Annotated in this window: 20 protein-coding genes; 8 read left to right on the top strand and 12 right to left on the bottom strand. The window is 51.2% G+C overall.

Annotation, left to right across the window (positions count from 1 at the left end):
- Positions 1–61: 61 nt before the first annotated feature.
- The 10 genes from MD588_RS22475 to MD588_RS22430 form a co-directional block, all read right to left on the bottom strand.
- Positions 62–508, bottom strand: coding sequence for a hypothetical protein (locus MD588_RS22475; protein ID WP_265700019.1), 447 nt, complete (start codon positions 506–508; stop codon positions 62–64).
- Positions 505–831: a hypothetical protein gene (locus tag MD588_RS22470; RefSeq protein WP_265700017.1), complete on the bottom strand. Its 327-nt coding sequence runs from the start codon at positions 829–831 to the stop codon at positions 505–507. The genes MD588_RS22475 and MD588_RS22470 overlap by 4 nt, the downstream gene beginning before the upstream one ends.
- Positions 828–1448, bottom strand: coding sequence for a V-type ATP synthase subunit D (locus MD588_RS22465; protein WP_265700015.1), 621 nt, complete (start codon positions 1446–1448; stop codon positions 828–830). Before MD588_RS22465 ends, MD588_RS22470 begins: the two co-directional genes overlap by 4 nt.
- Positions 1448–2896: a V-type ATP synthase subunit B gene (locus tag MD588_RS22460; protein WP_265700014.1), complete on the bottom strand. Its 1449-nt coding sequence runs from the start codon at positions 2894–2896 to the stop codon at positions 1448–1450. The genes MD588_RS22465 and MD588_RS22460 overlap by 1 nt, the downstream gene beginning before the upstream one ends.
- Complete coding sequence (locus MD588_RS22455; protein WP_265700013.1) at positions 2878–4590, bottom strand: V-type ATP synthase subunit A; 1713 nt, start codon at positions 4588–4590, stop codon at positions 2878–2880. The genes MD588_RS22460 and MD588_RS22455 overlap by 19 nt, the downstream gene beginning before the upstream one ends.
- Positions 4565–5155, bottom strand: coding sequence for a hypothetical protein (locus MD588_RS22450; protein ID WP_265700011.1), 591 nt, complete (start codon positions 5153–5155; stop codon positions 4565–4567). Before MD588_RS22450 ends, MD588_RS22455 begins: the two co-directional genes overlap by 26 nt.
- The gene (locus MD588_RS22445) at positions 5152–5391 is read right to left on the bottom strand and encodes a hypothetical protein (RefSeq protein ID WP_265700009.1); all 240 of its coding nucleotides are present in this window, start codon (positions 5389–5391) and stop codon (positions 5152–5154) included. The genes MD588_RS22450 and MD588_RS22445 overlap by 4 nt, the downstream gene beginning before the upstream one ends.
- Positions 5392–5393: 2 nt before the next feature.
- A complete protein-coding gene (locus tag MD588_RS22440) occupies positions 5394–5747 on the bottom strand; it encodes an ATP synthase subunit C (RefSeq protein WP_265700007.1) in 354 nt (117 codons plus the stop codon).
- The gene (locus MD588_RS22435; RefSeq protein WP_265700006.1) at positions 5722–7284 is read right to left on the bottom strand and encodes a V-type ATPase 116kDa subunit family protein; all 1563 of its coding nucleotides are present in this window, start codon (positions 7282–7284) and stop codon (positions 5722–5724) included. The genes MD588_RS22440 and MD588_RS22435 overlap by 26 nt, the downstream gene beginning before the upstream one ends.
- Positions 7285–7480: 196 nt before the next feature.
- Positions 7481–10645: a chondroitinase family polysaccharide lyase gene (locus MD588_RS22430; protein WP_265700005.1), complete on the bottom strand. Its 3165-nt coding sequence runs from the start codon at positions 10643–10645 to the stop codon at positions 7481–7483.
- Positions 10646–10909: 264 nt separating this feature from the next.
- On the opposite strand from MD588_RS22430, the gene MD588_RS22425 reads away from it, so the two are divergent.
- The 7 genes from MD588_RS22425 (at position 10910) to MD588_RS22395 (ending at position 18633) form a co-directional block, all read left to right on the top strand.
- Positions 10910–12163 (top strand): anaerobic sulfatase maturase, encoded by a 1254-nt coding sequence (locus MD588_RS22425; RefSeq protein WP_265700003.1) that lies wholly within the window; start codon positions 10910–10912, stop codon positions 12161–12163.
- A 27-nt stretch (positions 12164–12190) separates the two neighbouring features.
- Positions 12191–13798 carry a sulfatase family protein gene (locus tag MD588_RS22420; RefSeq protein ID WP_265700002.1) on the top strand — a complete coding sequence of 536 codons (1608 nt, stop codon included), beginning with the start codon at positions 12191–12193 and terminating at the stop codon, positions 13796–13798.
- Positions 13799–13858: 60 nt separating this feature from the next.
- Complete coding sequence (locus MD588_RS22415; protein WP_265700001.1) at positions 13859–15352, top strand: DUF2264 domain-containing protein; 1494 nt, start codon at positions 13859–13861, stop codon at positions 15350–15352.
- A gap of 109 nt (positions 15353–15461) precedes the next feature.
- On the top strand, positions 15462–16316 hold the full coding sequence (locus tag MD588_RS22410; protein WP_265700000.1) for a tagatose bisphosphate family class II aldolase: 855 nt from the start codon (positions 15462–15464) through the stop codon (positions 16314–16316).
- Between the two features lie 131 nt (positions 16317–16447).
- Positions 16448–17413: a sugar kinase gene (locus MD588_RS22405; RefSeq protein ID WP_265699998.1), complete on the top strand. Its 966-nt coding sequence runs from the start codon at positions 16448–16450 to the stop codon at positions 17411–17413.
- Between the two features lies 1 nt (position 17414).
- Complete coding sequence (locus tag MD588_RS22400) at positions 17415–18047, top strand: bifunctional 4-hydroxy-2-oxoglutarate aldolase/2-dehydro-3-deoxy-phosphogluconate aldolase (RefSeq protein WP_265699996.1); 633 nt, start codon at positions 17415–17417, stop codon at positions 18045–18047.
- A 7-nt stretch (positions 18048–18054) separates the two neighbouring features.
- Complete coding sequence (locus tag MD588_RS22395) at positions 18055–18633, top strand: DJ-1/PfpI family protein (protein WP_265699995.1); 579 nt, start codon at positions 18055–18057, stop codon at positions 18631–18633.
- A 124-nt stretch (positions 18634–18757) separates the two neighbouring features.
- Here MD588_RS22395 and MD588_RS22390 read toward each other — a convergent pair whose 3' ends face one another.
- A complete protein-coding gene (locus MD588_RS22390; RefSeq protein ID WP_265699994.1) occupies positions 18758–19066 on the bottom strand; it encodes a hypothetical protein in 309 nt (102 codons plus the stop codon).
- Between the two features lie 78 nt (positions 19067–19144).
- On the bottom strand, positions 19145–20356 hold the full coding sequence (locus tag MD588_RS22385) for a hypothetical protein (RefSeq protein WP_265699993.1): 1212 nt from the start codon (positions 20354–20356) through the stop codon (positions 19145–19147).
- A gap of 334 nt (positions 20357–20690) precedes the next feature.
- On the opposite strand from MD588_RS22385, the gene MD588_RS22380 reads away from it, so the two are divergent.
- The gene (locus tag MD588_RS22380; protein WP_265699992.1) at positions 20691–21371 is read left to right on the top strand and encodes a DUF4336 domain-containing protein; all 681 of its coding nucleotides are present in this window, start codon (positions 20691–20693) and stop codon (positions 21369–21371) included.
- Positions 21372–21376 lie beyond the last annotated feature (5 nt).

The raw sequence follows: 21376 nt of genomic DNA, 5'->3' as shown, positions 1-21376 counted from the left end.
TTTATTTATCAAATCTGTGAATTTAGGGTAATAACAAACTGAATAATTAAGGTGTATTAGCTTAGTTTCTTTCTGGCCTCCAGGCCCGCAACATCCGCGACAGCCAGGCAGCCGTTTCACGGTGTTTAGTGCGGGTTGCCAGCCAGATCAGCAGGGCATCGATCAGTTCATCATCCAGGTTCAGGTCGATGTTTTTACCACTGAGGGCGGCTTGTCGCGCCGCTAAACTGCGGCTATGAGCATATTCGACCCGCGACAGGAATTCATCGATCAGCGGTTGCTCCGGTATGTTGAGCGATAGGTGTCGCAGATCTTGTAACGCTTGTCGCTCGATATCCAGATGTGCCTCCACCCCGGAAGCCTGACGGTAGCGCTGCTGCCACTTGCGCCCCTTGACCACCAGGGGACGTAGCCGCGGATCCAGCCAGTAGAGGAAACGCTGCAATTCGTTATCGAAGTCCTGTAGGGGGCCGGCGCACTTCAGCTTGGTCCAGAGCGCCGCTTTCATGGTTGCGTTATCCGTTCGACTAGCCAGCGTACCAGTGCAGCTCGCTGAGCGGCATGGCGCTGCTGAAGTCGTTCTATTTGGTCAGATGTTTCCTGCTCAAGCCGCTGTTGTTCGTTAGCTAATTCCTCCAGGCAGTCCTGTTTCTCCCGCTCGAATGTCTGTATCAGTGCGGTTAACTGTTCCTGGTGCTCATGCTCCAGCTGTTTACGCTTGTCGCTCAGTTGTTGCTCGGCGGCTGCTTCTGCCTGGCGGATCTGCTCGGCTGCCGCCCGTTCTGCTTCCGTCAATTTAGCTACAAAGTTTTCAAGTTCGTTTTGTTTCATAACAGGCGGGCCTTTAATCGCTTGATTTGAAAAATTGCTTCCCTTTCCTTCTCCTCAAGTTGCTGTTCGATGCGATTTTTCTCCCGGGTCAGCTCGGGAATAATGACTTGGTTTAACGCATTTACCTGGCGGTGAGTCTGTTTTAAGGCGGCTGCGATACGGCGGATATTGGTCTCCAGCGTCATCAATTTCGCCAGTTCGGGCATCAGCTCCCCTAGCTTCCCGCGTACCTGTTCAGGGCGGATCCCGACCTGAGTAATCGATCCCAGCAGCTTGGGTGCAGGCTTCGCTAGAGAGAGCTCCGCCAGTTCGACCGACATCCAGCGATGGCTGTTGTCTTGCAAAGGAGCGGGTTGTTCCACCGCGTCGGCTAACCGCTTCAGGGTCTGGAACGATTCATGTTCAAGCGTATCCTGCCAGTGATTCTGGATCACCGCCCAGGCTTGGGTGACCTGCTGCCTGAGTGTTTTGGCCTGCCTGAGCTGTTTAAGGCCCTCCGCCATCAGCATATCGCGTTTGCGCTCCAGCAGATCCAGACCTTCCCGCGCAATCTTCAGCTCAGTCTTGATGCTGACCAGTTCTGCCTTGGTGGCCGGCCGGTGAACAGTGAGTGGCATCAGTCTTTCTCCCTTTCAAGGCCCGGATCCAGTCCTTCATCCAAAAGGGACCCATAGGTTTCGAGCATCGTAGCGCTTAACCGAGTCAGCTCTTCTCTGGGCAGACAGCCCAATGCACGCCAGCCGATATCGAGGCTTTCTTCAATGCTGCGATCTTCGGTGAGATCCTGTGCAATAAATGACCGCTCCAGACACTGACCGAATTCAAGGTAGCATCTGTCGACAGTTGACAGATCCCCTTCACCCACGATGCGGGTCATCATGCGAACCTCTTCGGCACGGGCATAGGCTGCATAGAGTTGTTCCATCAGAGGTTGATGGTCACTGCGGGTTAACCCCTGACCAATACCGTCGGCCATGAGCCGGGATAAGGAGGGCGGCAGGTTGATCGGAGGAAAGACGCGCTGACGAAACAGGTCGCGGGAGAGCACAATCTGCCCCTCGGTGATGTAGCCTGTCAGGTCCGGGATCGGATGGGTGATATCATTGTTGGGCATGGTCAGGATCGGGATCTGGGTAATGGAGCCGGGCTTGCCCTTGATGCGTCCGGCACGCTCGAAAATCGTGGCGAGATCACTGTAAAGGTAACCGGGATAGCCCTTTCGGGACGGGATGTCGCCCCGTGCCGTAGCAATTTCCCGCAATGCTTCGCCGTATACTGTCATGTCGGTGAGTATGACCAGCACATGCAGGCCCAGCTCAAACGCCAGATATTCGGCTGCAGTCAGGGCTACCCGAGGTGTCAGCAACCGCTCCATGACTGGATCGTCTGCCAGGTTCAGGAAAGAGACCGTACGCCCGGATATCTCTTCGGCAAATCGTACGGCCACATCATGTTTGACGCCGATAGCCGCAAACACCACTACCAATTCTTCACTGTCTTTTTCGCCCGCAGTACTTTTGCTTAGGTCCGGACGGATCCTGGCCTGCTGAGCAATCTGGATGGCCAGCTGGTCATGGGGCAGCCCTGATGAGGAGAAGATCGGTAGCTTTTGACCCCGAACCAGGGCATTCATGGCATCGATACCGGAGATACCTGTCTGGATAAAATCATGGGGATACGCCCGTGCCGTTGGGTTGAGCGGGCTGCCGTTGATATTCAGTGCGGTTCCGGTCAAAGGTGGCCCCCCGTCGATGGGAGCTCCTATGCCGTTAAGGCGTCGACCAATGATGGATTCACTGACCGTTAAGGTAATTGGATGACCGAGAAAGCGGATACGTTGTGACCCCTTGGCCAGCCCTGTTGTGCCCTGGAACACTTCGATCGTCACTTTGTCACCATCCAGTTGCGCCACTCGGCCATGGCGGATCCGTCCTTCCCGATCGGCTACCTGAACCGCTTCGCCAAAACCGATCCCGGGCAGTGTCGCCACCAGGGCAATCAGGGGGCCTTCAATCTGTTCCAGCTGCGTGTAGATGATTGGGTCTTTCATGGTGTGCGCTGCCATTTCAGGATTTCTTTCGTTTCATCCGACCCCAGTTCATCCTTAAGCCGGATCAGTTCATTAAGTTTGAATTTGGCAAACGCGTCCCGGGCTGGCGTTGTATCTTCGAGCAGGTCGCGAATCTGCCTGATGATCACCCTTAGCAGGCAGGCTTGTTTTTCTGGTGACGCAAAACGATCTTTGGCACTGAAGGCAGACTGCTGCAGGAAACCCTCCTTGACCACACGCTCCGCCATCAGGGTCTTTCGCTGTTGATCGGACAGCCCTTCCTCGCCTAGGATCCTGACAATACCCTTTAACTTGTCTGCGGTAAGCAACAGGCCGAGCAGTTCATCGCGCTCCTGCTGCCAGTCGGGAGAGATCTTTTCCCACCACGGAGCGAGCTCCTCATCAAATTCAGAGTATGACTCCAAGGGGTGAATTGCCGGGAAGAAGCGGGCGTAGGCCAGGTTTTTGTCTAGCATCCAGTAAGCCTTCACAAAACGCTGGGTATGCAGGGTGACAGGCTCGGAGAAATCGCCCCCCGGGGGGGAGACTGCACCGATGGCGGTCACGGAGCCGGTTTCATTGGCCAGGGTACGAACTCTTCCCGCTCGTTCATAAAATTCGGCAGTACGACTCGGCAGATAGGCGGGAAAGCCCTCTTCTGCCGGCATCTCTTCCAGCCGGCCTGAAATCTCTCTTAGTGCTTCTGCCCAACGGGAGGTTGAATCGGCCATCAGGGCTACGTCCAGCCCCTGGTCCCGGAAATATTCCGCAATCGTAATGCCGGTGTAGATGGATGCTTCTCTGGCCGCTACGGGCATGTTGGAGGTGTTGGCTATCATGACGGTGCGCTCGATCAAGGGGCGGTCAGTCCTGGGATCGCGCAGCTTGGGGAAGTCTTCGAGTACACCGGTTATCTCGTTGCCTCGTTCACCGCAGCCGATGTAGATGATGATGTCAGCGTCGCACCATTTGGCAAGGTTTTGTTGGGTCACTGTCTTACCGGTGCCGAATCCTCCCGGCATGGCCGCAGTGCCTCCTTTGGCGAGGGGGAAGAGGGTGTCGATAATGCGTTGTCCGGTAATGAGCGGCTGGTCCGGTGTCAGGCGGTGATGCACCGGACGTTTGATGCGTACGGGCCAGCGATGATAAAGGTAAACTGGGTGTTCCTGTCCGTCGGCACTGCGGATCCGCGCGATGGTGTCCTCCAGAGTGTATTCGCTTGGTTCTGCAATATGAACCAGTTGGCCAGATAGCCCGGGAGGCAGCAGGATTTTGTGGTTGATGGTGGGTGTTTCCCGCACCAGGCCTATGATGGTTCCGCCGCTGAGTTCGGCTCCTGTCTCCTGCTTAGGTTCGAATGGCCAGGTCCGTGTTCGGCTCAACGCTGGTGCTTCCGCGCCCTGGTGGATAGATGGCCCAAGCTGCTCTCGGATCAGGGTCAGTGGGCGCTGGATACCGTCATATATGGTGGATAACAGGCCGGGCCCCAACTCTACCGCCAGTGATGACCCACTGCCGGTGACCGGTTCGCCGATTTTGAGCTCGGTGGTATCCTCGTAGACTTGAAGAAAGCATTCAGTGGGGGTCAGGCGGATGACCTCTCCGATCAAGCCAACATCGCCAACGGCAACACGGTCGCCCATTGCGAATTGCTCGGGATGGTCACAGATGACAACGGGGCCACTAATCCGGATCGTTTGAGCTGACATCTTCAAGCCACCTTTGCCAGAGCTCAGGGAGCAGCCTTTCCAGCCGCTGGTCCCAGGAGCCGTCTATTTCGATATGCATCTCTTTATTTTCAATAATTGCTCCGCCTAATATCGGAGTTGGTGATATAGAGGCGCACTTCAGGGCGACTCGCTCCGGGTCGATACCCTCTGACCACTGGGGAGATAGCTTGAGGTGCCATTTTAAGGCGGGATCCAGCCGTGGTAATGCCTGCGCTATCCAGGCCTTTAGGTAGTTATGGTCTGGTGGTTGCTGCGCCAGCAGATGGCGAGTGTCTGTCATAATTTCGTCGATACAGTTCTGATGGCAGCGCCAGAGGCGTTGCTGCTGACGGGTTTGTGTGTCACGGGTCGATTTGAGGCGAAGTTGCCGCAGCCGATTAGTATGGCTCTGTCGTAGACGGCTGGTCCTGGCGTGGTAGACGCGTTGTTGTTCCTGTTCGAGTTGTTCTGCTCGGGAGCGGTAATCCTGCTCAATTTCATTCAGTCGCTGTTGGAGTTTTTGTTCCAACTCCTCGTACAGGTTCTCCAGGGTATTAGGCGTCACAGGCGAACCTCCCCTAGGCCAATGGCACGGCCTAGCAACTTGCTCAGTTGTTCAGTCTCGCGTGAGGGATGGGCGGGATCAGGTAGTCTCAGGTACGGTATCCGGTCGGTCTCTTCGGGAGGTGGTTCGTCTACGCCAACAAGCAGTCCGCAAGGCTCATTGCCTTCTCTGGTGGCAATGCCGAGCAGTTGAAACAGCAACTGTTCCTCTTCTGTTCCCTTAGTACGCAGTTCCATTGCTACAGGGCTGCAATAATGATGATGGAGATGATCAGGCCATAGATGGCGATCCCCTCGGCCAGTCCCAGAATCACTATCACCCGTCCAAAAAGCTCCGGTTTTTCTGAGATCGCCGCCACCCCTGCTGCGCCGACCTGACTGACGGCAATACCGGCTCCGATACTAGATAGCCCCGTCGCTACCGCCGCTGCCATGTAATTGCCCCAGTGAGGGAGTATTTTGGCGGCTTCCTGAGGGGATTCCGCTGCCGCTTTGGGCATGAAATACAGCAGCAGGCTGGAGAGGATAATTAAAGAGCCTGCAGTCGCGCAAAGCCCCCAAACCCATTTACTGACTGATATCGGCGTACTCATCAAAGTGCTCCACGGAAAGTCTGAGGGGCACGAACGGAATGCCGCCTCCTGAGATAAATTTAGTAAACAATTCGTAAAAGTGCAGGCGAATCACCTGAATACAGACCAGGATCCCTTCGATGACGGTGATCAGAATGTTGCCGATCACAAAGACGCTCCAGGCCAGCCAGGTGTGGCCGGATAACAGCTCCACAATAATAACGAGGGCCATCGAGAGAGCGATATGCGCAAAAGTAAAGGCGGCTAAACGGACGAAGGAGAGGGTATGAACCACAAATTTGATCGCAAAATCGTAGGTTTCTATGAGCGTTGCAAAGAGGCGTAACCCGAGCGATTCCTGTTCCTGCCGGTTGAAGTTGCGTATGGCCATGGCGAGCAATCCGGCAGAAACCAGGCTCAGGCAGAGGAGTTGAATTCCAGGCCACTGCGCCCAAAACCCAACAATTAAGCCGACAAGGGCAAGGTAAAACAGCAGACCGATGAGGCCAAAGTTGTCCCACAGGCGTTCTTTGAGGAGCCCGCTCAACCAAGCGTTAAGCAAACCGATGGACATGCTTATGCAAAGTACGCAGATGCCGAAGGTGACGCTGATGGCTAGCGAAACATATACCTCGTCCATAGGGTGAAAAATAAGGGCGGGGATCCAGTCTTCGCGGGCGAATAAGCTGCCGAACAGGATCCCGAAAATGGCTGCTGAGAGTCCAATCGGCATCAACAGCAACCCGGCATTGCGCCTTAATGTCGAGTTTGAACTCGGCCACCGTTGACTAAATAGCCAGAATCCCAGCAGGGCAAGGAGCATCCCCTGTCCCAGGTCGGCAAACATCATCCCGAACATGAGCGTAAAGCTGATGCTCAGTAGCGGTGTCGGATCAATTTCACGATATCCGGTGATCCCGTAAAGCTGTATCAGATCCGCAAACCCCTCCAGGATCTTGGGTCGGTGAAACAAGCTGGGGACTCGGGCAAGGGAAAGACCGCTATCCTCTGCTGGGGTCAAGACGATGCACTCATGCTGTAAGAGAACACTGAATTCTTCTGTTTTTGTCCTGGGGATCCAGCCATCGATAATGGTCCAATCCTCGACGTGGCCGATCTGGCCTGCCGTGGCAAAAAGCAGCTGGCACTGTTGTTCGGTTAGTGGTTGTCCAGAGAGTGCTAGCGGCGGCTGGTCGGGTGGAGGGGGAGAGGATTTTAGATCGGCTGGTGGGTTGCCTCCCACCCAGAGAAAAAGCTCGGCATCGATCTGAACCGCACCTTGGGGAAGAGAGGTTGAACCGGACAATGTTCCTATCTCATAGCTGAGCAGAGGCTTCTCCGGAAGGTCTTCGAGTAACTGCTCTGCGGCACGAAAACGCTGATAGCGTTGCTTGGCCTGGAGCAAAAGTTGTAATGGCTGGAGATCTTCCCTCTCTCCCAGCGAATGGCGATCGATCGGTTGGAAGAATTCCGTTTCAGACAGCAGTTGGAGGCAGGCGGCCAGGCGTTCTTTGGAAACAATCCAAGTCAGACGTGTCATATCTTCCGGAAACAACATAGTTTTTCCTTCCTGATGATACGATGTTATTCGTTAGCCGACGGCTAGAAAAAGTATTGGTCAAGCTGGCCGATTGAGCAAATATGCCAGCTATCGCTACCCTATTGTTGTGTGTGTGGCGCCCTGGCGCCAAATAAAAGGAGCCGCTCTTGCGATTGGCTCCTTTTCTCTTTCTGTACCTAAGTAATCAGTTAGATCACGACTTAGTCAGGTTAAATGCTTGCGGTATGGCATCTACGGTTATGACCGTGACCTGGGTATTGCCGCTTTCAACCTTGGTGGTCACCTGCGAAGTTGTCACCTGTGAACGGTTACCTTCCAACTTCCATTCGCCTTTAAGCGTAAATTGGTTATTCATCGGCTGTGACAGGTCGAAGCGCCAAGGGCGGCTATAGATACTGACTTCTATCTGTTCGCCGTTGGCATCGACCTGCTCTGGATCTTGGCCATCATAGAGCGCCAGATCGGGATTGACGACGCTGAGCGAGAGCTGATCTGCTGCGGCATTGGCCTTGACCATGATCTGCGAGGTTGTCTCGGATGCCATTACCCAGTTGGAAGCGTCAAGGGTAGCGGGTTCAAAGAAGGCGTAGGCCTCGACACCGCCTTCACTGCGAACCGCGTGTACCTTGTTGTCCTGCTGGAGTACGGTATAGACAGGTTTAGTTTCATCTTGCGCTTCAATTTTGATGGCATATTCATAGCGACCGTCGGCAGGGGCTTTGCCGTGATCAATTACTGCGGTGGCAAACTGGCCAGATGTTGGCTTGCCATCATCCTCGTCGTTGGACGCTTGGGTTTGGTAGCTAAATCGAACCAGTTCATTTGCCGTATCTGTTACGAAGTAACGGTTACCAGCCGGATCAAGAAGCGTCGTTTCGCCCGGAAGGGCCATTTCGGTTCCCAGTGTGTTGACGGTATAGCTGTTAATTTCGACCGCCTCAAGAGCAGGGACGCTGTACTGGAACAAGGTGGTTTCGGTGCTATGTTGGTTATCGGCATTTTGGATCCCTGAACCAAGTGCAACGATGTTATTGCCAAACATGAAATACGATTTATTGGCGCGCAGGCTTTGCTGAGCATACTTTTTGTGACCGTGTAACTTTATGGCAAACATCGCACTGTTGCTGTCTAAGGTGTTGGCCCCCGAATAGCTTTCGGTCGACAGCAACATTTCTTCGATGCCCGCTCCTGGCAGTTGATTGAGCACCGTTCGCAGTTCGCTGTTCGGCAGATGAACGGTCGTTGTGCCGGGATAACGGTTCCAGTCCCAGCCATCATGACTGAAGGCCCGCTTTGAAAAGTCCGAAGGGGTAATTTCGAGCTGCCCATACTGCAGGTAGCGGCCATACAGGTTATTTGCCTGATAGGTTTCATTACCAACCAGGTAGCGGCTAAAGCCCCGGGCTGTCGCTAGCCAGGATTGGCTTGGCTCAGTTGGACTCTCTCCTCTGGCTATCGCCATGGAGGCATAGTTCATGGCCCATACACCGGTAGGTTCGGCCTCGGCCGTTACGCCTTTATATGATGGGAGATGACGCAGGTTGGCGTAGGCAGCAGCTAGCTCGGTATCGACCGACTCGGTGCCATCCGGCGAGCCGCTAAGTGCCAGCCACTGAAACGGTGTCGGTGAAATCTTCTGCTTGCCATCGGGATGACGGCCACTCAAGACAATAGGTGTATGGGTTTCCTTGGTGTAAATACGCATCTTGAGCAAGACGTCTTTGATTCGCTCATGGGCTGCCTGTGAAATTTGATAAGGGCTGTTACTTAAGCCGAATACCGCGCCGGAAAGTCCGTTAAAGGCATCTTTGCCGTAGGCAGGGTAATGTTGCGAGTGGTGGAAGACGCTGCCATCCGGTTTGAAGCCGCCGCCTAATCCGTCTGATGCCAGCAGGGTTTTGCTGAGCCAGGACTGCAGTTGGCGCAGCATGGTGTCGCGTTCTGTTTGATCCGGCAACAGCAGGAAGCTCTTAATCATCCATTGCAGCTGGGTATTTAGGATATCGACATTGGATGAGTTGATTTGAGCGTCGGATTCATAGATTCGGCCTGTGGCGTTGAACCACATCATAGACTGCTGTATCGGCTCGAGCAGCTGATTGTCCGCGAGCAGTTGTCGGGCGATAAACATCGCATTGAAGAACTCGCGGGTCTGGTAGCCGACATGTGTAATGATCTGGAACCCGGATCCGCCTTCCCAGCCTTGCTCAAGGGCATACCGGGTGGCATCGATAAAGGCTGTTTCCAGTGCAGCGCGATTGGCCTCAGAAAGTGACTGGCTACGCAGGAATTTGGCTGTTTCCAGCATCGTTTTGCCTAGCGTTCGGATTGACATGGTATCAGTCAGCATGGTCAGCGTCTCATCACTGACAATACCAGCTTTCATGAAGTTATGACGTTTGGGATGATCAAGCGGACTCCCGGTTGATGAGCCATCGGCATTATAAGAGATATTAAACGGGGCGTATTTCGTCAGGTTGGCATCGATTTTTGCCTGTGTGATGGTTGCCTGCGTATTGACTGCAAGGTGCTGATCGAACTGGCGGTACAGGGGAGCGGTATCTCCCTGGCTATCATCGAAGGCGGCATCGAAATTAAAGCTTGGATTGCCCTCTCGCAGCATTTGATCGTACATCAGTAATGCCGTCCAGTTCTTGCTTGCCATATCGACGACACTGGGGTTGACGAATGGCTGCTGGTAATCCGGTGTCGGCCAGCGGTTGTCAACAGGGACAGCCATCATGACCTGGTCAAAAAGCAGTGTGCCTGCCAACTCTGGTGCGTTAACAGTCAACCGGTTCATGCCCGCTGTCGGAGTACCATCCATATCTCTGAACGGAACGGAAATTCCTCGCCAGCCTTCGAAGTTCAGGGAATAGGTAAACTGGGTTTGCGGGCTGTTATCTTTGCCAAACTGGAAGGTAAGGACGTTATCCGATGCCTGCTCGTTATAGACCCACGCCATAAAGGTGTAAGGGGTTATCTCACTGTCGTCATCGGTGTAATTGATCGGCTGGTGGAAGGTCAGCTGGCTGTTGGGGCTATAGGTCCACTTCAGGGAGTTCGCCCCATCTTTGAAATGCTCATTGCTGATTGTTAGCGGTGTCGTTGAGGAGGTCGTGATGGCCTGTGGTAATCCTTTTTCGAAAAAGTACATATATCCACCGGGCTCAAGCTGCGCCCCCTTACCTTCAATTCCTTGTTTGCCTTCTGTGTCTGGGGAAGTGCCTGTATCTGTGGCCGGTTGAGAACCTGGATTGGTAAGGTTATCTGTGTTTTGAATGCTTTCGTTTCCGCATCCGCCAAGGGCAATAACTATACATAGGGCGAGGTAATTAGGTTTTTTCCATGCTTTCACTTTTGTTTTTCCTTTCATGTTGTGATTGTGGTGCGAAAGGTTAGTGGAAGTTTTGCGGTTGTTTTTTGATCGAATTCACAGCTCGCAACATATGCTTGCTTTCAAAGTCTTTTGTTTTTGTTTGTTGAAGGTATGTCACAAGAAATATGCTTACGAAATCTTTCATATGTTTTTGTTGGTGTGATCATTATCTCTTTAATATTTCGTTTGTTTACGTATATTGCGTTTCAGTTATTTTGAACTGCGGAACGAAAGGAAAGTCCCATGGCGATATCACACCCAAAGCAAGCCCGCTTTCACATGATGGCCAAACCGGCAAGCTATCGCTGTAACCTGAAGTGTGATTACTGCTTTTATCTCGAGAAAGAACAGATAATGCAGCAACCAGCAGAGGAAAATTCTCAATCGACAGCGGCTGCCGAGCAGATGTCCGACGCGATGCTCAAACGCTATGTGCGCGACTATATTCGTTCCCAGGATGCAGACGAGATTGATTTTGCCTGGCAGGGGGGAGAGCCGACGCTAGCCGGGCTGGATTTTTATAGAAATGCGGTGAAATACCAGCAGCAGTATGCGAATGGCAAAACGATCACCAATAGTTTCCAGACCAATGCCGTGGCGATTAACCGCCAATGGGCGCAGTTTTTCGCCGACAACAATTTTCTGATAGGTGTCTCGGTTGATGGTGCGGCTGAGGTGCATGATAAGTACCGGATCTCGGTCAATGGTAAACCGACCTTCGAGCGGGTAAAGCATGCCATTTCGCTGCTCAAAGAGTTCAACGTCCAATTCAACACCCTCACTGTTATCAATGATCAGAACTGGGACAAGGGCAGGGAGACCTATCATGCGTTAAAGGCGCTGGGCTCCGAGCACTTGCAGTTCATTCCGATTGTCGAAATCGAACAGCATTGCCAGCAGAGCAATAGTGGCCATTATTCGCCAACCGCCGATGCCTCGCTGACTCATTTCTCCGTCCCTGCCCACGGCTATGGCCAGTTTATGACTGAGGTTTTTGACGAATGGGTCAAAGAGGATGTCGGCCGCATTTTTGTCCGTATGTTCGACAGCATGCTGGCCACCTGGATGGGCTATCCCGCTTCGGTGTGTGTTCAGGCCAAAGAATGCGGTCAGGCCATGGTCATCGAGGCCAATGGCGACCTCTACTCGTGCGATCACTATGTCTATCCGGCCAATCGTCTTGGCAATATCACACAAACAAACATCGGCAAATTGGCTACCAGTAAGCAGCAACAACGTTTTGGCAGTGCTAAATCGGCCAAGCTCACCACTCAGTGTCAGCAGTGTGAAGTCAGGGCACTGTGTCATGGTGGCTGTCCTAAACACAGAATCACCCCGCTAGCCGGGGAGAAGCATAAACAGAATTACCTGTGTGCTTCCTACCAGCAGATTTTCAGGCATACCGCTCCGGCGATGCACTTCATGGTGCAGGAGATACAGCGGGGGGGAGTGGCGGCCAATGTGATGCCGTTACTGGCAAGTATGCATGCAAGTTAATACGTTTTATTTAAAAAGGAGTGAACAATGAAACTGTCCTCAACCAGGAAGACGGTACTGGCCGGTCTTGTGGCTGCGGCCTGCGCGGTATCACCAGCAATGTCGGTCGCGGCAGAACAGGCTGAGCAACCGAATGTCCTGTTAATCGTGATGGATGATTTGGGCTCGGCGCAATTAGACTTTGCAATGGAGAATATCGACAAGGACACGCTCGCAAAACGGCCAGTCCCTGTACGTTACGACGGTGATTTTGACAAGCTGTATGATGCGGCCAAGCGTTCGATGCCGAACATTACCAAGTTGGCTAATGAAGGCGTCAGGATGACCAACGCCTATGTGGCGACGCCTGTGTGTGGTCCATCTCGTGCCGGCATGATGACCGGACGTTTCCCACACAGCTTTGGTACCTACAGTAATGATGATGCCAAGCTGGGGATCCCGTTGGATATCAAGTTGTTGCCTGCGCTGATGAATGAAAATGGCTATGCCACAGCGAATATCGGCAAATACCATAACGCCAAGGTGCGTAAGGAATTCAAGCCGAAAGATCTGCAAAGCCGTGATTATCACGATAACCAGATCTCAATTGCAGAGCCGGGTTATGGGCCGGAAGAGCGCGGATTTGACTACTCCTATAGCTATTATGTGTCGGGAGCGGCGCTGTATAACTCGCCGACTGTGTTCAGAAATGGCGAGAATACGCCAGCACCGGGTTATCTGACCTATAACCTCACCAATGAAGCGATCAATTTTATCGAAAAAGCCAACGATAACGATCAGCCGTTCTTTATCAACCTGGCCTACAGTGTGCCTCATATTCCGCTCGAGCAGGCGGCTCCGGCTAAATTTATGGAGCGCTTTAATACCGGTAACGTCGAGGTGGATAAATACTACGCCCACGTCAACGCTTCCGATGAAGGGATCGGTAAGGTCATTGATAAGCTAAAAGAGATGGGGGAGTACGAAAATACCCTGATTTTCTTCTTGTCGGATAACGGAGCCGTACATGAGTCGCCGATGCCGATGAACGGTATGAACCGTGCCTTTAAGGGCCAGCGTTACCGTGGTGGTGTCCATGTGCCGTTTGTCGCGCACTGGAAAGGTGTTCTTCCAGAAGGCAGTGTCGATAACACAATGATTTCTGCTATGGATATTTTGCCGACGGCACTTGCCGCGGCGGGTATTCAAATTCCGGAAGAAATGAAAGTAGACGGCAAGGATATTATGCCGCTATTGAATGGCGAGAAGCAGCAGCCTCACCAGTACTTGTACTGGGCCGGCCCGCGTGCACTTCATTATGACTCAAGCAATGCCGACTTCTGGAGTAACTACTGGAAGTGGATCACTTTCGAAACCAACGAGTTTATTCCGAGTAAGCACATTGAAAAGCGTTCGAAAGGGGAGTGGGCAATCAAAGATCAGAACTGGTCGCTGCACTATTACGATGATGGCAACGGTGAGTACGAGCTCTATAACTACGCTCAAGATCCGGCGGAGTCGATTAACCTTGCGAAGCAAAACCCTGAGAAGGTCAAGGAGCTGAAAACAGCGTTTTATGACTGGATTAAAGACAAGCCAGCACCGATTGCATGGGGTCAGGACCGTTATGAAATCTTAACCGAGTCGGCCAAATAACCATGATAAAGGGCCTCGTAAGAGGCCCTCTTCTTTTGTGAGTCAGTGAGAGTAAAAATCATGCAAAAAGAAATCAGTGCCCAGCCTCGCCCGACTATCCCCTATGAGCACCCCGATGCCTCCATGTACTTTAAGCTATGCAAAGAGAACCTGATCCGGCTGCGGCATAAAAAGCCAGCCTACAGCAAACATGACGAAATGATTCGGCAGGTGTTTGATTCTGGCTCAGATAATTATCAGGAGGGTATGCAACAACAGTGCGACCAGTTGGTACGTTATATCGCTGAAGCCTTCGATCATTATGCTGTTTGGGATTATACCCATGCTTATTATCCTGGTCGCCCGAGCCAGCAAACAGCCAGAACCGACGCGATGGAAGGGAGTAGTCGGGTATTGCCGACCCTTGCCGCGTGGCTGCATGGTAACGGGCAGACAACAACGGTGCTCTACGGCCTGAACAATAAAGCGATAGATGTGGCCGAGTTGCTGCGCACCGCTTTTCTTGCCGGAACCGACCCTGCTCACCAAGGTTACTGGGGGCAGTTACACGACTATGACCAGCGGATTTGCGAAAGTGCTGATTTGGCGCTTACGCTCTGGCTAAGCAAGGAGTGGGTGTGGGAGCGCTTTAGTAAGGCTGAGCAGCAACAGGTGGTGGCTTGGTTCAAGCAGGTGAATACTTGCCAGACTGTCGATAATAACTGGCATCTTTTTCCGCTCACCGTTCAGCTGGTGATTAAGGCCCTGACTGGGGTAGATACTATTGCCCACGACAAATATGCCCGCATCAAGGAGTTCTATGTCGGTGACGGTTGGTTTCGTGATGGCGCCCGTGGCAATTATGATTATTACAATGCCTGGGGCTTTTTCTATTCGTTGTACTGGCTGGATCAGATAGATCCGGCGTTCGATCCTGAATTTATTCGGCACAGCCTGACAAGCTTTGTTGAAAAGTTTCGCTATTTCTTTACGCCAGAAGGATTGCCGTTCTTTGGTCGCAGCGTGTGTTATCGATTAGCTGCTTCTGCACCGTTGCTCGCGGCGATAGATATGCCTGAGCCCTGTATTTCAGTCGGAGAAGCAAAACGTGCCTTTCGAACCAGCCTCGAATACTTCATTGGCCAGGGGGCTTTTCGGCATGGCGCGCCGACGCAGGGGGTCTTTGCTGATGATCCCCGGCTGGTGGATAACTACAGCGGACCAGCCAGCAGTTTCTGGTCGTTGCGGGCACTGAACATTGCCTTGTTTAGTGGTACTCGGTCAGGTTTATGGCAAGAAGATGAGGCGCCGCTTGAAATAGAAAAAGGTGATTTTTCATTTGAAATTCCGGCTATCGAAGCAAGTGTGATAGGGACTTTCAAAACGAAAGAGGTAGTGATTATCTTTCATAGTGACTATACCTCGGAGCAATCGCCATTAACTCGTCGCCTGGAGTGTCAGTCATGGCCTGAACAGATACTGGAAAAGCTGGTTGGGCGTGCTGAAAGGCCGAAAAACAATCTGCTTCGCAAGGGGGTAACCTGTTACACCTCGAAAATGTTTCATTTCTTTTGATTTCGCAATCTTTCGCTTCGAAAGTGTTTATGTGATCTGGATCTTTTTATTTGCTTTTGTTTTCAAATATGATTAAAGCGAAAGCTAACGAAGGTTTTGAGGTTTTTATATGTTTCTGGTTTCTTCTCGCGAAATGCTCCACAAAGCGCAGATAGGCGGCTACGCTGTCCCTGCGTTTAATATTCACAACCTGGAAACCGTTCAGGTCGTGGTTGAAACGGCAGCCGAAATGGCATCGCCGGTTATTCTGGCGGGTACCCCAGGTACTTTCTCGTATGCAGGTACCGATTATTTGGTGGGGATTTGCCAAGAGGCAGCAAAGCGCTACCAGATGCCAATTGCCTTGCATCTCGATCACCATGAATCTTTCTCTGATATCCGTAACAAGGTAGAAGCCGGTATCAAATCAGCCATGATTGATGGTTCCCATCTGAATTTTGAAAACAATATCGAACTGGTTAAACAGGTGGTCGAATTCTGTCATCGCTGGGACTGCTCTGTCGAAGCTGAACTGGGTCGCCTTGGTGGCCAGGAAGATGACCTAGTTGTTGATGCCAAAGATGCGCTGTACACCGATCCAGAAGCGGCGTTGGAGTTTGTCACCAAGACGGGCATTGATTCATTAGCGATAGCAATTGGTACTGCCCACGGTATGTACAAGGAAGAGCCTCGACTGGACTTCGACCGTTTGGGCATTATTCGTAGCAAAACTGACGTGCCTCTTGTACTGCACGGCGCGTCCGGTGTGCCTGATGAAGATGTTCGTCGCTGTATCGAGCTGGGGATCACTAAGGTTAACGTCGCCACTGAGCTGAAAATTGCCTTCTCTGATGCCGTGAAGCAGTACTTCAATGAACACCCGAATGCCAACGACCCTCGTCACTACATTGTTCCCGGCAAAGAAGCCATGAAGAAAGTGGTGATGGAGAAAATTGCGGTGTGCGGTAGCGCCGGTAAGTTGTAATCGTTATTCGGAAAAGAATTGGTATCAGCACGCCCCCTGTGCAGGCTACACCCTAAGTTCCCCCCTTAACGTAAAGGTGTAGCCCTTTTTCTTTTTCATTCCAGAAAACATAAGAAATGGATAGCAAACAGATGGCTTCATCTCCGAAGTTTAAGCAAAAGAAAATTGCCATTATTGGCGAGTGCATGATTGAACTGAGCGGTCAGCCTTTTTCGACTCAGGAGCAGAATTTTGGTGGTGATACGCTTAATACCGCGGTTTACCTGTCTCGTCTGGTGCCGGGGCTCGCTCCCAGTTACGTGACCGGTCTGGGTCAGGATACCTATAGTCACCAGATGGTATCGGCATGGCAAAGCGAAGGCATTGATACCTCAATGGTACTCAAGGTGGCAGATAAGCTACCGGGTATGTATGCCATTGAAATTGACCCGCACGGCGAGCGTAGCTTTCACTATTGGCGTAATGACTCGGCAGCCCGGCAGCTTTGCCAGCATTGTGATTTTCCGAGTGTCGTCGAGTCGTTAACAGCGTTTGATCTGATTTACCTATCCGGCATTTCGCTGGCCATTTTATCGGATCCGGACAAGCGAATCTTGTTGCGGGCGCTGGAGCAGCTCAAGCAAAGCGGTGTACAGATTGCCGTCGATTCTAACTATCGACCTCGGCTGTGGCACAGTGCGTCAGATGCCTGTGAATGGCTGGGTAAGCTTTATCAGTTAAGTGATATTGCTTTGGTAACTGCAGAAGATGAAGACTTGCTGCTCGGTATGAAGGACTCTCCGGCCGGCATTATTGCCAAGCGGTTGCATTCAATGGGGATCAAACAAGTTGTAGTTAAGCTCGGTAGCGAGGGGGCGATGTGGTCACAATATGGTCTCAGTGGTATTGCCGCCGGTAACAAGGTCGATACCGTTGTCGATACGACAGCGGCTGGTGATTCGTTCAATGCGGGGTTCCTTGCCGCCTGGAGCATGGGGATGGAAATCGATGAGTGTTGCCATTGGGGCAATAAGTTAGCGGCCCGGGTTATCCAGCACAAAGGAGCGATTATCCCGCTGGAGCATTCACGTTATATTACGGAATTGATGAGTATTTGATATGAATAACAAGTGGATTGAAACATTACGTGCACTTCGGGTGATGCCAGTCATCCAGATTGAAGATGCCAAGGATGCTGTAAAGTTGGCGCAGGTCTTGAGTGACAATGGCTTGCCGGCCGCAGAAATTACGTTCCGCAGTGAAGCGGCGGCAGAGTCAATCCGCCTGATCCGCGAGGCGCTTCCGGATTTGATCCTATGTGCAGGGACGGTACTGACCCCGGCACAAGTAGATTTGGCAGTTGAAGCCGGTGCCGATTTTATTGTGAGTCCGGGCTTTAACCCGACAACAGTTAAGTACTGTCTTGAAAAGGGCATCAAAATTATCCCGGGTGTAAATAGCCCCAGCCAGGTTGAGCAGGCTCTAGAGCTTGGTGTTACGGCATTGAAGTTCTTCCCGGCAGAAGCATCCGGTGGGATCAATATGCTGAAGTCGCTAACAGGCCCTTACGGCAATATTCAGCTAATGCCAACGGGTGGCGTGAAGCCAACGAACCTGATGGATTATCTGGCCATTCCTCAGGTGATTGCCTGCGGGGGGACCTGGATTGCACCAACGGCAGCGATTCGTGACAACGACTGGGATACGATTGCCGAAAACGTCCGTGAAACCAGCAAGCTTGTAAACGCCTAGGAGCATGATGATGACAGAAAAGCATGTTGCCGTATTACTGGCTGATGGATTTGAAGAAGGCGAAGCTGTCGTTTTTATCGATATCATGCGCCGACTCGACATCAAAGTGACAGTGTTGTCGTGTATGGCAACGACGGCGTTAAATACCTACTTTGAAACTCGTATTACCGCCGATGATACCCTGAAGAACTGTTTCGACAATACCTATGATGTGGTGATGATGCCGGGGGGACCGCAAGGTACGGATAACCTGTCTGCTAACCCTATGGTGATTGATTTCCTCAAGCGTCATATCAATGAAGACAAATATATCTGCGCCTTGTGTTCATCCGGTGCCAAGGTATTGGCGGCTCATAACTTGCTGGAAGGTAGGGCATACACCACAGGTGATAAGTTGGCGAAAAAATTTGCCGATGGCCAGTACATCGATAAGAAAGTTGTGGTAACGGATAAGTTCATTACCGGTAAGGGACTCGGCGTTAGCTTTGAATTCTCTTTCACGGTTGCCAAGATGCTGCTGGCCGATAATCAGGAAAAGGTCGACTGGCAGGCAAGCCATATCTATTTTGACCACTGGCCGTTGTAATCTGTGTTATTAACCAGAGTTGTAAGGCTGTACGGTTTTGCCGGGCAGCCTTTTTCTATTAGTGGCTCTCTATTGCCTTATGACTGACAGTCATAAGGCTGATAAGCGGCCTCAACTGAAAACATTAAAGCGGGCTTACATAATAGTGCGTGTCTGACAGGCGAGAAATCGAGACTTGATCACCGGCAACCAGGCCATGCTTTTCGAAAAAATGGCGAGTCAGCGAGCGGTTTCGAAATAGCTTTTTTTCCCCGTCGATATCTGTGACTGCAGTACCGGTACCTTCAAATTCTACATTAAGTGAAACCGGGGCGGATAACGCTTTGTTGCTGCCACCAATTGTCTCTTGAGGAAACATATCAATTACTGAAGTCAAATAGATATGGTTATTGCGGATATTGCCGCCAGTCAGGGTAATCGTTTTAGACAACATAGTTTTACCTTTATATTGTCCCTACCTAATCAGTTACTGGCAGAGACATTCAAAAATAATAGGATTAACACGCTAGTGCTACTGTACCGACAGGAACTTAAGCACCATAATCAAGTCAGCACCGGTTTTGATTTTGAACTTCATAACATTGGTGTACGCCAGCTCATCAATTGTTTGTAAATTGCTGTTACGACCATATGGTGTTGTTTGTGGCGTAATGGCCGGGTACTCCGTCATCGCCAGCCCATCTAACTTATTCCGCGCGTCGATGGCTTGTACCCAGAAGTTAGCGGTCTTTGTTTTCTCTATAACAAAGACTCCTGACCTCAAGTTCTCAGCCCCTTCGCCGGGACCCGCGGCATATGGCTTCAAGTATTTGGTTTCACGGTACTGGCCATGGGAGTGGATACCAAACAGCTTCAAGGTGTCGATGACTGTATCAGAGGTGATCTTGCCGGCAGTCTTTAACACTTCTAACTTACTGGTCATATCATCAGCGGGTGTACTGTTGGTGGCACTTTCACTATCGACTTGTATACATATCCGAACGGCTTTTACTAACCCCTCCATATCCAAATCTAGGCCTTGTGACAACGCTAAAATAAATGCCGAATCTTCTATCTGTTCATTAAATCGGTCAAAGATTGTCAGCGGCACGAAATCAGCCAGCTTTCCCTGATGTACGGCCCTTTCCCGTAACTGGGTATACAGCTGCTGTTTGCCGAAGTGACGTCGCCCACTGACTGACACTGAAAAATCGAAAACCGGAGTGTCTTTCCACGGGGAGCTGCTTTCGTGTACCGGTTTGTAGTACCGTCGCTGTGACAGCCATGCCCGCATGTCATCATGACTCATCTTATGAAACTCCTTGCCCCTCAGGAGCTTCGTTGGCTTTGTTATATCTTTGGCAACCAGGCGGTTTAGATCTTCTGCGCTAATTGCATACTCAATGTAATCTTCGTCATAAAGGGCAATATAGGTCAGTAAATTGGCGGTTAAGGCAGAGAAATAACGTAGGTTGTTGTATTGCTCTTCATCCAAAAGTCCACGGTCACCACCTAGCAGGTAGCACCAGTGATCCATATGGCTAATCGTCGCATTTAGCAGGCTTAGAAAAGCTATCAGTTCTGGATCTCCTTGATGTCCTTCGAGCACTGCTGTTTCCAGTTTGCCACTTTCACATAACGCCAGCAGGGTAAACATGCCGTCAGCGCAAATATCCATAACGAATGCCGGATAAACTTGTTTTAACGTCTGTTCAAGAAGGTTTTTACGTTTGGTATATAGCATCTTACACACTTAGCGATATTTGCAAATTAGCCAGAAATAATCGATTTCGGCAGAAAGTGGGGGCATTATGTGACAGTTCGAGATAGGAGTCAACTTTATTGCCGAAAATGGATTAAAGTTCATTTTGGGTGGTTTTCGGCAAAAGCTGTCTGGTAGTGTAAGCCAGTTGCTTGATTTGTCTTATCTGATCATTCCGTCTTTCTTTACATATTGCTTTGCGAGTGACAACTCGCTCCCAAAATACCGTTAAATATCTCAGTTGCTGGCTGTTTTTATAACTACCGAAAAGAACTGCAACTATGATGGACCTAGGGGGATTCTGGAGGGGGAAGATATGAAGCGACTTGCAAAAGATCTATGGATTTTCGATGGAGAGACTGTCTCATTTTACTGTTGCCCTTTTACTACCAGGATGACGGTGATCCGGTTGCACAATGGCGATTTGTGGCTGCATAGCCCTATCACCTATTCGGAAGAGCTTGCAGCCCGGCTGGCAGAGCTGGGAAACGTAAAATACTTGGTTGCTCCTAATCACCTGCATCACCTCTATTTGCCCGAATGGATTGAACATTACCCCGAAGCCAGCCTGTCTGGAACCGATGAAGTTATCAGAAAACGTGATGATCTTCATTTTGCTCACTCCCTGAATGCTGAACAAGAATGGCCTTGGAGAGAGGAGATTGATCAGTTGTTGGTTAGCGGTTCGACGTTAATGCAGGAATGTGTTTTTTTCCATCGTCCTACCCGGACTTTGATTGTGACCGATCTTATTGAGAACTTCCCACCTGAACACTTTACTGGCTGGCAGCGGTTATTGGCTAAAAGTGCTGGTATCTTGGCTCCGAATGGCAAAACCCCGCTTGACTGGCGACTGAGCTTCAAAAAGGCAGAAGTGCAGGAGCATATTCGCGAGGTCAACAATTGGCAGCCCGACAGAATTGTGATGGCCCACGGCGACATTGTTCGTCAGGACGCCAGTGAATTTCTGCAGCGTTCGTTTCGCTGGGTATGGTAAAGAAC

Source organism: Photobacterium obscurum, assembly GCF_026191635.1.
Taxonomy (GTDB): Bacteria; Pseudomonadota; Gammaproteobacteria; order Enterobacterales; family Vibrionaceae; genus Photobacterium; species Photobacterium obscurum.
This window is presented reverse-complemented; position numbering and strand designations above follow the sequence as displayed.

Bases quoted from the DNA above. Each gene is read 5' to 3' on its own strand.
- MD588_RS22475 (WP_265700019.1), bottom strand. From the start codon at position 508: ATGAAAGCGGCGCTCTGGACCAAGCTGAAGTGCGCCGGCCCCCTACAG.
- MD588_RS22470 (WP_265700017.1), bottom strand. From the start codon at position 831: ATGAAACAAAACGAACTTGAAAACTTTGTAGCTAAATTGACGGAAGCA.
- MD588_RS22465 (WP_265700015.1), bottom strand. From the start codon at position 1,448: ATGCCACTCACTGTTCACCGGCCGGCCACCAAGGCAGAACTGGTCAGC.
- MD588_RS22460 (WP_265700014.1), bottom strand. From the start codon at position 2,896: ATGGCAGCGCACACCATGAAAGACCCAATCATCTACACGCAGCTGGAA.
- MD588_RS22455 (WP_265700013.1), bottom strand. From the start codon at position 4,590: ATGTCAGCTCAAACGATCCGGATTAGTGGCCCCGTTGTCATCTGTGAC.
- MD588_RS22445 (WP_265700009.1), bottom strand. From the start codon at position 5,391: ATGGAACTGCGTACTAAGGGAACAGAAGAGGAACAGTTGCTGTTTCAA.
- MD588_RS22440 (WP_265700007.1), bottom strand. From the start codon at position 5,747: ATGAGTACGCCGATATCAGTCAGTAAATGGGTTTGGGGGCTTTGCGCG.
- MD588_RS22435 (WP_265700006.1), bottom strand. From the start codon at position 7,284: ATGTTGTTTCCGGAAGATATGACACGTCTGACTTGGATTGTTTCCAAA.
- MD588_RS22425 (WP_265700003.1), top strand. From the start codon at position 10,910: ATGGCGATATCACACCCAAAGCAAGCCCGCTTTCACATGATGGCCAAA.
- MD588_RS22420 (WP_265700002.1), top strand. From the start codon at position 12,191: ATGAAACTGTCCTCAACCAGGAAGACGGTACTGGCCGGTCTTGTGGCT.
- MD588_RS22415 (WP_265700001.1), top strand. From the start codon at position 13,859: ATGCAAAAAGAAATCAGTGCCCAGCCTCGCCCGACTATCCCCTATGAG.
- MD588_RS22410 (WP_265700000.1), top strand. From the start codon at position 15,462: ATGTTTCTGGTTTCTTCTCGCGAAATGCTCCACAAAGCGCAGATAGGC.
- MD588_RS22405 (WP_265699998.1), top strand. From the start codon at position 16,448: ATGGCTTCATCTCCGAAGTTTAAGCAAAAGAAAATTGCCATTATTGGC.
- MD588_RS22400 (WP_265699996.1), top strand. From the start codon at position 17,415: ATGAATAACAAGTGGATTGAAACATTACGTGCACTTCGGGTGATGCCA.
- MD588_RS22395 (WP_265699995.1), top strand. From the start codon at position 18,055: ATGATGACAGAAAAGCATGTTGCCGTATTACTGGCTGATGGATTTGAA.
- MD588_RS22390 (WP_265699994.1), bottom strand. From the start codon at position 19,066: ATGTTGTCTAAAACGATTACCCTGACTGGCGGCAATATCCGCAATAAC.
- MD588_RS22385 (WP_265699993.1), bottom strand. From the start codon at position 20,356: ATGCTATATACCAAACGTAAAAACCTTCTTGAACAGACGTTAAAACAA.
- MD588_RS22380 (WP_265699992.1), top strand. From the start codon at position 20,691: ATGAAGCGACTTGCAAAAGATCTATGGATTTTCGATGGAGAGACTGTC.